Genomic DNA, 14,108 nt, shown 5'->3' on the forward strand with positions numbered 1-14,108 from the left:
CGCTCACACGCGCCGTCAGATGTCCTGCCGTAAGCGAAGGCCTGCCGCATTGAACAGCCGGATCGCGTCCGGAGACCATGACAGCACGATGCGGTCGCCGGGCTTGACCGTATCGGGTGAGCGGTACTCAACGGTTACCGTCTGGCGATCGGCAAGCTGGCAGTAGAGATACTGCGTCCCGCCGAGATATTCCGAAAAGTCGATGGTTGCCGTGAGCGAACGACCATCGACGATCTCATGACCGACCGTCAGATGCTCGGGCCGGATGCCGAAGGTGACGTCCTCCTCGTGATCCCCCGATGCCGTCGGAAAAGGCGCTGCGAGCATCGCATCGGCCAGCTCGAGGCTTTCCGGCCCCACGCGCTTCGCTTTCAACAGGTTCATCCGCGGCGAGCCGATGAAGCCGGCGACGAAGCTGTTGGCCGGGTTCTCGTAGATCTCGCGCGGGCTCCCGACCTGCTCGATCCGCCCTTCCCGCAAGACCACGATCATGTCCGCCAGCGTCATCGCTTCCGTCTGGTCGTGCGTCACGTAGATCATCGTGTTGCCGAGTTCTCGGTGGAGCCGGGCGATCTCGATGCGCATGGAGACGCGAAGCTCCGCGTCGAGGTTCGACAGCGGCTCATCGAACAGGAAGACGTCCGGCTTGCGCACGATGGCGCGGCCGATGGCAACGCGCTGGCGCTGGCCGCCGGAAAGCTGCCCCGGGCGCCGGTCGAGAAGGCGGTCGGTCTTGAGGATGGCGGATGCCGCCGCGACACGGCGGTCGATCTCCGCCTTCGGGGTGTTCGCCATCTTCAGGCCGAAGGCGAGGTTGTCGCGAACGCTCATATGGGGATAGAGCGCATAGGACTGGAAGACCATCGCAATGCCGCGATCCGACGGATCGAGATCGGTCACGTCGCGTCCCTTGATGGCGATCAACCCGTCCGAAACCTCCTCGAGCCCCGCAATCATCCGCAGCAATGTGGATTTGCCGCAGCCTGATGGGCCGACGAAGACGGTGAAGGCACCCTCCGGGATGGACAGGTCGATCCCGTGGATGATGTCGAGACTGCCGAAGGACTTTCGCACCCCCGACAGGCGAACGCCCCCGGTCGCAGCGCCATCTTCGCCGTCAGGCCCGGCTGTCGCTCCGCCGGGCCAGACGGGTACGCGGGCATCTTGAGCCAGGCTCATTTCACCCCTCCCTTGCCGTCGCGCATCCACACGAGCATTTCGCCCGGCTCCCGGTTGTCCCAGAGATGATAGGGGACGAACCGTGCGGTGACCTTCGTCGCCTCAGGCGCCGCCTCGCGATAGAGCGTTTCGCCCCAGTCGGCCTCATCCCGCTCGGCCGAGATCTCGAGCGCGATCGCATCGTTGAGGCCCGGGATCGGACGTTCGGTCGCGGATGCCGGCTCGCCGGTGATCGCCAGCCTCTGCAGGCCGGTGCCGTTATCCGTCTCTTCCGTGCAATAGACCAGCGGACCGCGCACGAGCGCGACGCGGCCGGCATCCTGGCGGATCAACGGATTGGCCCGCAGAAGCCGCGGCGCAAGCGGCAGGTCGAGCGCGATCTCGTCCTTGTCGGACCATTCCCGCTCGATCCGCGCATAACCATCGACCATCACCTGGTCGAGATCGACGGGCGCGCCGTTGACCGAGAGCATCGCCCCCTTGCACCATGCGGGAATGCGCAGCGAAAGCGTGAAGCGGGCAGGCTTGGCAAGACCGACGTCGAAACGAATGGCTCCATTCCAGGGATAGCGCGTTTCTTGGGACAGCGAGACCTCTTCACCTCCCATCTCGAACCGCGCCTTGCCTTCTCCATAGAGATGAACCGCGATCTCGTCGTCCGAGACGGCATACATATAGGAGCCGATGGAGGCGAGCAGCCGAGCGATGTTCGGCGGGCAGCACGGGCATGGATGCCAGGTCCAGCGATGGTGCTTGCCGGCGCTTTCCAGCGGGTTGTCGTAGAAGAAGCGTGTTCCGTCGAGCGAGAGACCCACCATCGCGCCGTTGTAGAGCGCCTGCTCCATGATATCGGCATAACGGCGATCGGGGCCGCGACCGAGCATGCGCGCGGCCCAAAAAACGATGCCGACCGAGGCGCAGGTCTCGTTATAGGCGCTCTCATTCGGCATGTCGTAAGGGTCGGTAAAGCCCTCGTTCGCCGCAGACGGGCCAATGCCGCCGGTGACGTACATCTGCCGGGTAACCAGATCGCTCCAGAGCGTTTCGAGCGCGCCTGTCAGGCTGTCATCGCTATATTCCGTCGCGATGTCGGCCATGCCGGAATAGAGGTACATGGCGCGCACGGCGTGACCAACGACCCGGGTCTGCTCGCGCACCGGCTGGTGCGACTGGTTGTACTCGAAGCTGTGGAAGACAAATTTCTTCGCCTCGCGACCGTCGCGTTTCGCTTCTTCGATGAAGAAGTGCGGCTCGGTGCCGCGTTCGTCGATGAAGTATTTCGACAGGTCGAGATATTTCTGCTCGCCGGTCACGCGGGCAAGCTTGACCAGCGCCAGCTCGATTTCCTCGTGTCCGTCATAGCCTGGGATCTGGCCTTCGCCATGGCCGAAGACGGTGATCATATAGTCCGCGAAGCGCGCCATGACGTCGAGAAGCTTGCGCTTACCCGTCGCCTGGTAGTAGGCGACAGCCCCTTCGATCAGGTGGCCGGCGCAGTAGAGTTCGTGAAAATCCCGCAGGTTCGTCCACCGGCGACCGGGCTGCACGCGCTGGAACCAGGCGTTCAGATAACCATCCTCATCCTGCAGCGTCTCATAGAGATCGGCGATCTGGTCGACGCGGGCCTCCAGCTCGGGGTTGGGCGAACGGAAGAGCGAATAGGCGGCCGTCTCGATCGACTTGCCCAGATCGCTGTCCCAGAACATCTGGGTCGACCCGTCCCAGGGCTGGATCGGCAGCACGACGCCGGGGCTCGGGAGGCTGACGTCGATGGCGGTGAGCATGCCGGCTTCCACACAGCGGTCGAGCAGCGTCTTCGCCGTCGTTGCGCAGATGGCATCCTGCCGCTCACCGAAGAGACCGCCAAGCGTGACGCTCGGGACCGGCAGCGGCCGGAATTTACGGTCTTTGCGGGAGTGGGGGCGGGTCTGGTTCTCGGTATGCACGTTGCTATCCATGGCTTTCACTTTCAGAATGAGGAGGCATCACTTGACGGCGCCGGCCATGAGGCCGCGCATGTAGTAGCGTTGGAGGAGAAGAAAGATGATGAGGCACGGGATCGTCATGACGACCACCCCGGCCTGGACCGCGCCCCAGTTAATTGCGCCGAGCCGGCCGGCGCGCACCGCCATCATGAGGACGGGCATGGTGTAGTTGTCATTGCTGGAGAGAAGCACGAGCGCCGCGAGAAACTCGTTCCAGGCATTGAGGAAGGCGAAGATCGCAACGGTGGCGGCGCCCGGAAGGACGAGCGGCAGGAGCACGCGCACCAGCAACTTCAGATCGCGCGCCCCGTCGATCCGCGCGGCCTCTTCGATCTCCTTCGGCACGGCATCGAAGGCATTGCGCATCATGAACACGGAGAAGGGCAGCTGCAGTGTGACATAGACCAGCACCAGCCCGAAGAGCGAATTGTTGAGCCCGAGCTTCGCGAGGATGATGAACAGCGGCGTCAGGATCGACTGGAACGGGATCATCAGCGTCGCGATGATCAGCACGAACAGCGTGTTCTTCAGCGGAAACCGATAGCGCGAGAAGCCGTAGCCCGCGAGCAGGCTGATGGCGACGGTGAGCACGACGGTGGCGAGCGAGACGATGAGCGAGTTCAACGTGTGCTGCCAGACACCTGCACCGAACGTATCGAGCGAGCGATAGGAGTCGAGGCTGAAACCCGTCGTCGGCCACGGCGGCAGCGGCGGGGTCATGCCTTCCGCGCCGCTTCGAAATGAGGCGAGGAAGGCGATGGCGAAGGGTGCGAGGAAGAAGAGGACGATGGCGACGCCGGCCGTGTGGTAGGCGACCGCACAATTGCGCTTGCGGCGCGCACGGGCGAGCTTTGCGGCCTCGTTTGCCGGGTTCGGTCTTACCTCTATCGGGTGTCCGGCTGCTGTCATGGTCGGGGGGAGCGCTGTCTGCGTCATGGTCATGCCTTGTCGTCTCCGACCTTCAGCAGCCAGAGCTGCACGATGCTGATGGCAACGAGGATGGCGAGCAGCACGATCGAGAGCGAAGCGCCGTAGCCGAGGTTGAAGGACACGAAGGACTGGTTGAAGATGTAGTAGACGACCGAGATCATCCGGTTCTGGGGGCCGCCGGCCGTCATGATATAGAACTGGTCGAAGGCGAGGATCGAACCGGTGACGGAGATGATGAGGGCCAGAGCGATCGTGCGGCGCATCAAAGGAAGCGTCAGGTAGCGAAACCGTTGCCAGCGCTTCGCCCCGTCGATGCGTGCCGCCTCGACGATGTCGGCCGGAATGGCCTGCAGGCCGGTGAGCAGGATGATCATGGTAAAGCCCGCGATCTTCCAGACGACCATGATGATGATGGTCAGAAACGCGCTGTCGAAGCTGGCCAGCAGGTTGGGGCTGCGCTCGACGATGCCGAGTGCCCGGAGGAGAGGCCCGATGAAGCCACTGTCCACATTGGCAAGCCACACCCACAGGAGCGATGCGGTCGCCAGCCCCACGACGACGGGCAGGAAGATGACGGTGCGATAGGCGCCCACGAAACGCCGGTGCTTTTCCACGAAGAGCGCCAGCGGAAAGGCCACGGCGAAGATCGCGATGGTGGCGACGACCGTGTAAAGCGCCGTGAACCGCAGGGCCGACAGAAAACGCGTGTCATTGATCATGCGGATGTAGTTGTTGATGCCGATCCAGCGCTGAGCGCCCATCAGCGGCCAGGCATGCAGGCTCATCCAGGCGGTCATCATCACCGGAATGACGAAGAACAGGATGACGAGCGCCATGGCGGGTGCGATGTACAAAATGCCACGCCATGCCGACGATCTCGGCTTCGGGCGTCCCGCGGCGCGCGACAGGTTGGGAACAACGGTCATGGGGCAGATCTCACACTTCACGGTCCGGCCGACGACCCGAACGACATCGGGCGCGGTCGCTGAAGGAACCGGGCGGAGGGGATGCGTTCCCCCTCCGCCCGCGGGCGACCAAGGGGAGGATTACAGGCCGCTGTCGATGATCGACTGCATCTCGGATTGAGCCGAGGAGAACGCACCATCGACGTCGTCGCCGAAGATCGAGGCGTTGATGAAGGTCGCCCAGGGACCGTTCGCGCTATTGAGCAGGTCGTTGAACTGCAGGGTATAGGGCGTCTTTGCGACCGCAATCGCCTTCATACCCACGTCCATGCGCGGATCGAGACCCTTCAGCACCTCATCGGCGATATCGCCACGGGTCGGCAGGCTGCCATACTTGGCCATGATCTTCTGTCCTTCTTCCGAATAGATGAACTGGATGAAGGTCTTGACCGGCTCGAGCTTGGTCGTGCCCTTGGTCACCACGACATTGTCGCCGCCGGCAAAGGACGACGGTTGCCCGTTAACGCCGGGGATCAGCGTGACGCCGAAATCGATCGTCGGATGCTCGGTGACGAGGGTGCCGATGGCGAAGGCGCCAAGGCTCTGCTGGCCGATCTTGCCATTGGTAAAAGACAGAAAATTCGTGCCGTTGTCGCTGGCCGCGCCCGATGGCACGAGATCCTTCTTGACCATGTTGCGGTAGATATCAACCGCCTTGCGCATCTCCGGCGTGTCGAGCGTCGCAGTCTTGCCGTCGGACGAGAGGATATCGGCACCCGCGCCCCAGACGAGCGGCGTGAAGGTGAAGATCATGCAGCCGCCACAGCCGCCGCCCGAGAAGTAGAAGCCGTAGGTGTCGTCGCCGAGCGCGCGGATCTTCTCGGCGTTCGCAGTGATCTCGTCCCAGTTGGCGGGCGCCTTTTCGGGGTCGAGGCCGGCCTTGCGGTAGAGGTCCTTGTTCCAGGCGAAGACGGAGGTCTCGACGGACAGCGGCAGACCGTAGATCTTGTCCTCATAGGTGCCGAGACGAACATGCGACGGTGAAAGGGCATTGAAATAGGGCAGGCTTTTCGCCCAGTCGGTCAGGTCTTCGAGCTGGCCCGCGGCGGCAAAGGCCGGGGTGTAGATCAGGTCCATCGACAGCGCGTCCGGCGCCTGACCGCCTGCAATCGAGGTCGCGTATTTCTGCACGAGTTCCGAGAAGGGGACTTCGGTCAGCTCGACCTTATCGTCATGGCCGGCATTGTAGGCGGCGACGACATTCTTGAAGGCGTCGCCGACGCCGGTGCGCACCCACATATTGATGGTTTCGGCCGAGGCGAGGCCTGGGCTCAGAGACAGCGCGAGCAGGCTCGTCGCAGCGAGAAGCTTTTTCATCATGGTCATTCCTCCCTTGTGGCGCTCCTCAGCGCCGTTTCTCAGTCTTGGGGCTCCCGACCCCACATGATTGCCGAACCACCAACCGGCACGGCAACGTTCTCACGCCCGGTTCCACGGGCTGGCCTTCCGCCAGCGCGAGGATGGTCAGGCCTGCCTGACGCCCGAGTTCCTTCAGGTCCATGTCCACCGATGTCAGTGGCGGACGCATCTGGGCTGCGACAATCTCCCAATTGTCGAAACCGACGATCGCAACATCCTCGGGCACACGAATGCCGCGTTCTCGAAGAGCGTCCACTGCGCCCCGGGCGATCTGGTCGTTACCGCAGAAGAGCGCATCCGGCTTCTCGCCGGGCGACGACCAGATCCTGTCGACGGCATCCCGCCCCCAGGTTTCCGACCATTCGCCGAAGAGAACGGTTGCCCCATTCCCGGTCACCGCGCGAAAGGCGCCGCTTCGCTCGCGGACCGAAAAGAAGTCCTCCGGGCCGGTCACATGCACGATCCGTTGCCGCCCGCTCGCCTTTAGCCATTCCACCGCGAGCGTCGCGCCATGCGCATCGTCCGAGCGGAAGGACACGCTGTCCGGTCCACCCTCGGTAAAGGCGTAGACCACGGGCACCGGGACATCCGACAGGTCGATCGGCAAGCGACGATCGACGCGCTTTCCCGTGGCGATGATGCCGTCCACCTGCTTGTCGAGCATGGCATCCACATGCACCTGACCGAGCGCTGGATCGTCTTCGATGGCGCAGAGAAAGACGGAAACGCCGCGATCGACCAAGGCTTCGGAAACACCCGCCATGACCGGCAGGGTGAAGCGACCATAGGTGTCGTTCGTCAGGAGGCCGATGGTGAAACTGCGCTTCGACAACAGTCCCTGCGCCAGCGCATTCGGCCGAAAGCCGATCTCGCGTGCGACGCGCTTGACCCGCTGGCGCGTCTCCTCGCCCATGCGGCCCGTGTCGTTCAGCGCCTTCGACGCCGTGGAAATGCTGACCCCTGCCATGGCCGCAAGATCCCGGATCGTCTGCCGTCCTCCCTTTCCGCGCATGGTGTCCTGCAACCTCCCCGCTGCTGTTGGAGCAGAGAAAAGCTTTTCTCAAGCGCTTCGTCAAATGAGAAAACGTTTTCTCAATGAAAAACTTGCGAAAGAGTTTTCGTCAGGCGACGGGGACCGTTTTGAGCAGGTGCTCCAGGTCGTCGATCAGGACCGGCTTCGTCAAGTGATGGGTGAAGCCTGCCTCGAGCGCCTTCGCCTTGTCCTTGTCCTGCCCCCACCCCGTCTGGGCGATGATGGTCGTCGCCTTGAACCGGTCCTGGTTGCGGAAGGCGCGGCAGACCTCGTAGCCGTCCATGCCCGGCAGGCCGATATCGAGGAGGATGACATCCGGCTGGAAGCGCGTGGCGACGTCGAGCGCTTCGCGCCCGTCATGGATCGCCTCACACTGGTGCCCGATCTCCTCCAGCATCCATCCGAGCGCATCTGCCACGATGACATTGTCATCCACGATCAGCACCTTCAAAGAACGCAGCGTCTGTGTGGCCCCGTGCTGGGGCTCGTCCGTCGTCGGCTCGACGGCAATGGCTGGTGCGGAGACGTCGGCAGGCACTTGCCCAAGCGGAAGGCGAACGGTGAAAAGGCTGCCCTTCCCGGTGCCCGCACTCGTCACCTCGACGGTGCCGCCATGGAGAACGACGAGCTGGCGGACGAGGGCAAGCCCGATACCCAGACCGCCCTGTGCGCGCTCCAGATGACCATCGACCTGCGCGAACAGCTGGAACACGTCGGAGTGCAGCGTTTCGGGGATGCCGATGCCGTTGTCGGACACGTCGATAACGGCGCTGCCGCCGAGCGCGCGGACCGCGATCCCGATCTGCCCCCCGGCCGGCGTATATTTCGCGGCGTTGTTGAGAAGGTTGGCGACGACCTGCGCCATGCGGGTCGGGTCGGCATCCAGCCAGAGGGGTTCGCCGGGCAGATCCACGGTCAGCCGGTGTCCGGAGGCGTCGATCAGCGGACGGCTCGCCTCAATGGCGGACCGGATAATCGTCTCGACTGCGATGCGCTCCTTGCGCAGTCCGATCTTGCCCTGGCTGACGCGGGAAACGTCGAGCAGATCATCGATCAGCCGCACCAGATGCACCATCTGCCGGTCCATCATCTCGCGAATGCCCTCGGCGGCCTCCCCCGTCGGGTTCCGGCGCAGCACATCGAGCCCGTGGCGCAGCGGTGCCAGCGGATTGCGCAACTCGTGCGCCAAGGTTGCCAGAAACTCGTCCTTACGGCGATCCGCTTCGCGCAGGGCCTGCGCCTGCGCCTCCAGTTCATCGCGCTGCTCGGCGATCTGCTGGCGCTGGCGGTAGAGTTCGAAGAAGACGTCGGCCTTGCTGCGGAGAATGTCGGTTTCGATCGGCTTCTGGATGAAGTCGACCGCACCCGCCTCGTAGCCGCGGAAACGGCGCTGGCCATCCGTGCTGCCGGCCGTGACGAAGATGATGGGCACGCGGCGGGTGCGTTCGTTGCCGCGCATCAGCTCGGCAAGCTCAAAGCCGTCGAGGCCGGGCATCTGCACGTCGATCAGCGCCAGTGCCACGTCATGCTGCAGCAAGAGTTCCAACGCCTGGTCGCCGGAGCGCGCCTTGAGAAGCGTCAGGCCGTCGCGGCGCAGCAGGGCTTCCAGCGAGAGGAGGTTTTCCTCCAGGTCATCCACCAGCAGAAAGGTAACGGGGGTCATGCGCATACGACCTTCTGAAGGTACGCCGCGATCGCGTCAAGCGGCAACACCCGGGCATCGGGACACCGTGCGATTGCACCTTCGGGCATTGCGGCGGCAAAAGCCGTCGCCGGATCCTGAACGACGGCATGGCCGCCGGCATCCGAAATGGCACGCAGGCCCCGAGCGCCGTCGTGATTGGCGCCGGTGAGCACGATGCCGACCAGCGCTGCCCCGAACGCATCGGCAGCACTTTCGAAGAGGACATCGATGGAGGGTCGGGAGAACATCACGGGTTCATCGCTGGAGAGTGAAAGCGTTCTATTGCCTTCAACGAGCAGATGATAGTTGGGCGGCGCGAAATAGGCCGTGCCGCCGACGAGTGGCTCCTTGTCCTCGACTTCCATCACCCGTATCCGGCACTTCGCCTGAAACAGCTCGGCCAGCACGCTGCGCTTGTCGCCGGGGATGTGGACGACGAGCATGATGGGCACGGGGAAATCGGCGAGCAAAGCCGGCAGGATGATCGTCAGGGCCTCCAAAGCACCGGCAGAGGCACCGATGACGACGGCCTGCGGGCGGAGGTCGCTCATTCGCCGATCCTCTGGTAGATCTTCTCCTCCCGCACGAAGTCGCGGAACGCGCCGGCATGATCGGAAAAACGGATGCTTTCCTTCGCACCGAGGCCGAGGAACCCTTTTCGCGGCAGCGAGTCCTTGAAGAGGCCGAGCGCGCGATCCTGCAGGGTGCGATCAAAATAGATCAGCACGTTGCGGCAGGAAACCAGGTTCATCTCGCCAAAGACGGCATCCGTGACGAGGCTGTGATCGGAGAACACCACGTTCCGCCGCAGCGTCCGGTCGAAGGATACGCGGCCATAGGCCGCCTGATAGTAATCCGAGAGCGACGACTTGCCGCCCGACTTGCGATGGTTTTCGGTGAAAAGCTGCATGCGGTCGAGCGGGTAGACGCCGGCCTCCGCGATCTGCAGCGCTTCCTGGCTGATATCGGTCGCGTAAAACAACGTGCGGTCTTCGAGCCCCTCTTCGCGAAAGAGGATGACGAGGGAATAGAGTTCCTCGCCATGGCTGCAGCCGGCCACCCAGACTTTCAGCGAAGGGTAGGTTCGCAGATGCGGGATGACCTGTTCGCGGATCGCGCGGAAATAGTCGGGATCGCGAAACATCTCGCTGACCTGAACGGTGAGGTAGCCCAGCAGTTGCGGCAGCATGTCCCGGTCGTGCAAAAGCCGTTCCTGAAGCCCCGAAATGGTGGAAATATGGAGCTGCTCCAGCGCCTGGCGCAGGCGTCGCTTGACGGACGCCATGGCGTAGCCGCGAAAATCATAATGGTATCGGGAATAAAGAGCTTCCAGCAGAAGGCGGATCTCGATGTCCTCGACCTTTTCCAACGCGGAAAGATCACTCATCGCGGCATCCAGACGCGAACGAGCGATAGCAGCTTCTCAACGTCGAGAGGCTTCGCCATGTAGTCGTTCGCCCCGGCCTCGATGCAGCGCTGCTGGTCGTCGGGCATGGCCTTGGCCGTGAGGGTGATGATCGGCAGTTTCTTCCACTGGGTGTTCTTCCGGATCTCCCGCGTCGCCGTCAGGCCGTCCATGACCGGCATCATCACGTCCATCAGCACGAGATCAATGCCGGCTCCCGGCTGGACTGTCGATTTCGCGAGCGCATCCAGCGCTTCCTGTCCGTTGCGCGCGATCTCGATCACGGCGCCGCGCGGCTCGAGAATGTTGGTCAGCGCATAGACGTTGCGCACATCGTCCTCGACGACGAGGATGCGGCGGCCTTCCAGAAGCGCGTCGCGGCTGCGGGCCTTGCGGATCATCTTCTGCTGCTCGGCAGGCAGGTCGGACACGACCTGGTGCAGAAACAGGCTGACCTCGTCGAGCAGCCGCTCAGGCGATTTCGCACCCTTGATGATGATCGACTTGGAATAGCGGCGCAGTTGCAACTCGTCGTCGGCCGACAGCACGCGGCCGGTATAGACGATGACCGGCGGGAAGGCGCGGTCGCTATCCTGGCTCAGCGTCTCCAGCAGCGAATAGCCGGAGGCATCGGGCAGCGAGAGATCAAGGACGATGCAGTCGAAGGTCTGTTCCTGCAGGAGCTTCAGGCATTCGGCCGCCGTTCCCGCGGTCACCGTCTCCACGTCGTGGGAGGTAAGGAGGCGGGCCACCGCCTCGCGCTGGACGTCGTTGTCCTCGACGATCAGAACGCGGTGCACCCGCTGCGAAAGTTTCGCCTCGAGCTTCTGCAGCACCTCGACCAGCTGTTCGCGCTTCACCGGCTTCAGCATGTAGCCGACGGCGCCGAGCGAGAGCGCCGTTTCCGTATGGTCGTCGCCCGAAACCATGTGGATGGGAATATGCCGCGTCTGCACGTCGCGCTTCAGCCGGTCGAGAACCGAGAGCCCGGATTGGTCGGGAAGGCCGACATCGAGCACGATGGCGCTCGGCATGAATTGGCGGGCAAGCTCCAGAGCCTCCTGCGCCGTACCGGCAACCAGCGTGCGGAAGCCCATCTCGCGCGACAGGTCCCGAAGAATCGCGGCGAAGGTCACGTCGTCCTCGATGATCAGGAGCACGCGCTTGTTGTCGGACGGCGCGGCGCGGTCGTCGTCCACGAGGCGCGCCCTGGAAACGGCGGCTGTCTCGCGCTGCTCGATCGCGGGAGCGCCGACTGGGGCTCGCGCAGGTGCAGCAGATGCGGGTGCCGCCGAAGCGCTTTCTCGCGGCTGGCGGGCGGCGACCCGTGTCGCGTCGTAGGCTTCCGGAATGGTGATCGTAAACGTGCTGCCCTGACCCGGCTGGCTCTCCAGATGAATCGCCCCGCCCAGGAGGCGAACGAGCTCGCGGGAGATCGACAGGCCGAGGCCGGTTCCGCCATAACGACGGCTGATCGTGCCATCGGCCTGATGGAAGGCCTCGAAGATGTTGCGCTGCTGGTCCTCGGCGATGCCGATACCACTGTCGGTGACGGCGAGCGCGATCTGTCCCTCCCCGCTGCCATACCGTGCCCCGGCACGACGGATGGAGACGGACACCTTGCCGGCGGAGGTGAATTTGAACGCGTTGGACAGGAGATTCTTCAAAACCTGTTCGAGCCGCTGCAAATCGGTCTCGATCATCGGCGGGCATTCCGGCGCAATCTCAACCGCGAAATCGAGCTGCTTGTTTTTCGCCACGGGATCGAACACCTGCCGCAGATTGTTGGCAAGCCGCTCGACGGAGACCGCCTCCGGGCGAATATCGATGTGCCCCGCCTCGATCTTCGAGAGGTCGAGGATATCGTTGATCAAGGTAAGAAGGTCGTTGCCCGAGGATTCGATCGTCTGGGCGTACTTCACCTGTTCGCCGGTCAGGTTGTCCTCGGAATTGTCGGCAAGCAGCTTGGCAAGGATCAACAACGAGTTCAGCGGCGTGCGCAACTCGTGCGACATATTGGCGAGGAAGTCGGATTTGTAGCGGCTGGCCTGTTCCAGCTCGCGCGCCTTCAGCTGCACCGCCCCGTTGACGCGCTCCAGATCGTCGCGCTGCGTTTCCAGTTGGCGCGTTTGCTCTTCCAGCTGCGAATTGGTCTGTTCGAGTTCCACCTGCTGCTGCTCGAGCCGCGCCTGGGATTCCTTCAGCGCCCGGCCCTGCTCCTCCAGCTCTTCGTTGGAAACCCGCAGCTCTTCGCTCTGGACTTGCAGTTCCTCGGACTGGCGCTGGGTTTCGGCGAGAAGGTTCTGAAGATCGGTGCGGTAGTTTGCCGACCGGACGGCCGTCGCGATCGAGGCGGCCGCCTGCTCCAGCAGAGCGAGAACGCTTTCGTCGATCGGACGGAGGAAGCCGAGCTCGATCACCGCGTTGACCTCGCCATCGATGATGGCAGGAGAAATGACGAGGTGCCGCGGCTTGTCTCGCCCAAGCGCGGAACCGAAGGACAGGTAGCCATCGGGAACATCTGCGACCAGCACGGCCTTCTCGCCGGCTGCCGCCTGCCCGAGCAGGCCTTCCCGCAGCTTGAACTGACGCGGAATGTCCGCGCCATCGGGAACGCCATAGGTCGAGGACCGCTGGAAGATGCCCCTGTCGCCGACGAAGATCGCGCCGGCGACGGCTCCGGCATAGTCCGCCAGGAAGGTGAGAATGCTGTCGCCCAGCTGCTCCGTGCGCTGGTCGCCCATGACGGCGGTGCTGAGGCCCACCTGCCCCGCCTGCAGCCAGTCCTCCCGGCGGCGCGCAAGAGTGGCGCGGCGGATGAGGACGCCAATGGTAACCGTCAGGAGAAGCCCAAGAATGCCGGAAAAGATGCTGCTGACGAGGGCGGTGCCATAGGCGTCGTCCATCTCGCTCAGCCATTGCTGCCGCTGGCGCGTCTCTTCCTGTCCCATCTCGGAAAGCTGCGATCGGATGGCGTCCATCGCCGCCTTGCCGCGATCCGAGTTGACGACGACAAGCGCTGCCGGCAGGCCTTGGCTCCGGCGCAGCTCGATCGTTTCCCTCAACTCGGCGAACTTGGCATTGACGCTGAGACGGATCGCCTCGATACGGCGCCCTTGTGCAGGATTGTTCTGCACCAGCCGGGCAATATCGTTGAGATGCCGGGGAACGGCGAGGACGGCGACATTGTAAGGATCGAGATAACGGGCATTGTCCGTCAGCAGGAAGCCACGCTGCCCGGTTTCCGCATCCTGCGCGCTCGACAGAAGCTTGCCGAGCGCCACGATGACCTCGTGGGTATGGACGATCTTGTCGTTATTGTCGCGCAACGTATGCAGGTTGAGATAGGCGACGGCGCCGCTGATCAGAAAGAAGACCAACGCTCCGGCAAGGCTGAAGGCGACGACAGGATCAAGACCGAGCTTGAGGCTCGATGTTCTGGGCTGATGGATATCTGTCATCGGAATCTCGGCGAGGTAGGAGCGGCGACGGTACGGAAGCAGATGGCGACGGAGCTGTCGCGCAACGCGCTGTATCATTGCAGACGATCGCTGCACAACGCGTTCCG

10 protein-coding genes are annotated in these 14,108 nt (G+C 63.5%); all 10 read right to left on the reverse strand.

Annotated features, from left to right (window positions below):
• Nucleotides 1–15: 15 nt before the first annotated feature.
• Nucleotides 16–1,179, reverse strand: coding sequence for an ABC transporter ATP-binding protein (locus tag G8E10_RS08400; protein WP_110801590.1), 1,164 nt, complete (start codon nt 1,177–1,179; stop codon nt 16–18).
• Complete coding sequence (locus G8E10_RS08405; RefSeq protein WP_110801589.1) at nt 1,176–3,137, reverse strand: glycoside hydrolase family 127 protein; 1,962 nt, start codon at nt 3,135–3,137, stop codon at nt 1,176–1,178. Before G8E10_RS08405 ends, G8E10_RS08400 begins: the two co-directional genes overlap by 4 nt.
• 27 nt (nt 3,138–3,164) lie before the next feature.
• Nucleotides 3,165–4,073 (reverse strand): carbohydrate ABC transporter permease, encoded by a 909-nt coding sequence (locus tag G8E10_RS08410; RefSeq protein ID WP_110801736.1) that lies wholly within the window; start codon nt 4,071–4,073, stop codon nt 3,165–3,167.
• Between the two features lie 29 nt (nt 4,074–4,102).
• Nucleotides 4,103–5,020 (reverse strand): carbohydrate ABC transporter permease, encoded by a 918-nt coding sequence (locus G8E10_RS08415; RefSeq protein ID WP_110801588.1) that lies wholly within the window; start codon nt 5,018–5,020, stop codon nt 4,103–4,105.
• A gap of 120 nt (nt 5,021–5,140) precedes the next feature.
• On the reverse strand, nt 5,141–6,379 hold the full coding sequence (locus G8E10_RS08420; protein WP_110801735.1) for an ABC transporter substrate-binding protein: 1,239 nt from the start codon (nt 6,377–6,379) through the stop codon (nt 5,141–5,143).
• A 25-nt stretch (nt 6,380–6,404) separates the two neighbouring features.
• On the reverse strand, nt 6,405–7,430 hold the full coding sequence (locus G8E10_RS08425; RefSeq protein WP_110801734.1) for a LacI family DNA-binding transcriptional regulator: 1,026 nt from the start codon (nt 7,428–7,430) through the stop codon (nt 6,405–6,407).
• 109 nt (nt 7,431–7,539) lie between these two features.
• Nucleotides 7,540–9,114, reverse strand: coding sequence for a response regulator (locus G8E10_RS08430; protein WP_110801732.1), 1,575 nt, complete (start codon nt 9,112–9,114; stop codon nt 7,540–7,542).
• Complete coding sequence (locus G8E10_RS08435; protein ID WP_110801587.1) at nt 9,111–9,686, reverse strand: chemotaxis protein CheB; 576 nt, start codon at nt 9,684–9,686, stop codon at nt 9,111–9,113. Before G8E10_RS08435 ends, G8E10_RS08430 begins: the two co-directional genes overlap by 4 nt.
• Complete coding sequence (locus G8E10_RS08440) at nt 9,683–10,522, reverse strand: CheR family methyltransferase (RefSeq protein ID WP_110801586.1); 840 nt, start codon at nt 10,520–10,522, stop codon at nt 9,683–9,685. Before G8E10_RS08440 ends, G8E10_RS08435 begins: the two co-directional genes overlap by 4 nt.
• Complete coding sequence (locus tag G8E10_RS08445; RefSeq protein WP_110801733.1) at nt 10,519–14,001, reverse strand: response regulator; 3,483 nt, start codon at nt 13,999–14,001, stop codon at nt 10,519–10,521. Before G8E10_RS08445 ends, G8E10_RS08440 begins: the two co-directional genes overlap by 4 nt.
• Between the last annotated feature and the right edge of the window lie 107 nt (nt 14,002–14,108).

Origin of the sequence: Ferranicluibacter rubi (genome assembly GCF_011603255.1) — a bacterium.
GTDB classification, from domain to species: Bacteria; Pseudomonadota; Alphaproteobacteria; order Rhizobiales; family Rhizobiaceae; genus Ferranicluibacter; species Ferranicluibacter rubi.

Excerpts from the sequence above, each read along its gene's own strand:
- G8E10_RS08400 (WP_110801590.1), bottom strand. The coding sequence starts at position 1,179 with ATGAGCCTGGCTCAAGATGCCCGCGTACCCGTCTGGCCCGGCGGAGCG.
- G8E10_RS08405 (WP_110801589.1), bottom strand. The coding sequence starts at position 3,137 with ATGGATAGCAACGTGCATACCGAGAACCAGACCCGCCCCCACTCCCGC.
- G8E10_RS08425 (WP_110801734.1), bottom strand. The coding sequence starts at position 7,430 with ATGCGCGGAAAGGGAGGACGGCAGACGATCCGGGATCTTGCGGCCATG.
- G8E10_RS08445 (WP_110801733.1), bottom strand. The coding sequence starts at position 14,001 with ATGACAGATATCCATCAGCCCAGAACATCGAGCCTCAAGCTCGGTCTT.
- G8E10_RS08440 (WP_110801586.1), bottom strand. The coding sequence starts at position 10,522 with ATGAGTGATCTTTCCGCGTTGGAAAAGGTCGAGGACATCGAGATCCGC.
- G8E10_RS08420 (WP_110801735.1), bottom strand. The coding sequence starts at position 6,379 with ATGATGAAAAAGCTTCTCGCTGCGACGAGCCTGCTCGCGCTGTCTCTG.
- G8E10_RS08410 (WP_110801736.1), bottom strand. The coding sequence starts at position 4,073 with ATGACAGCAGCCGGACACCCGATAGAGGTAAGACCGAACCCGGCAAAC.
- G8E10_RS08415 (WP_110801588.1), bottom strand. The coding sequence starts at position 5,020 with ATGACCGTTGTTCCCAACCTGTCGCGCGCCGCGGGACGCCCGAAGCCG.
- G8E10_RS08435 (WP_110801587.1), bottom strand. The coding sequence starts at position 9,686 with ATGAGCGACCTCCGCCCGCAGGCCGTCGTCATCGGTGCCTCTGCCGGT.
- G8E10_RS08430 (WP_110801732.1), bottom strand. The coding sequence starts at position 9,114 with ATGACCCCCGTTACCTTTCTGCTGGTGGATGACCTGGAGGAAAACCTC.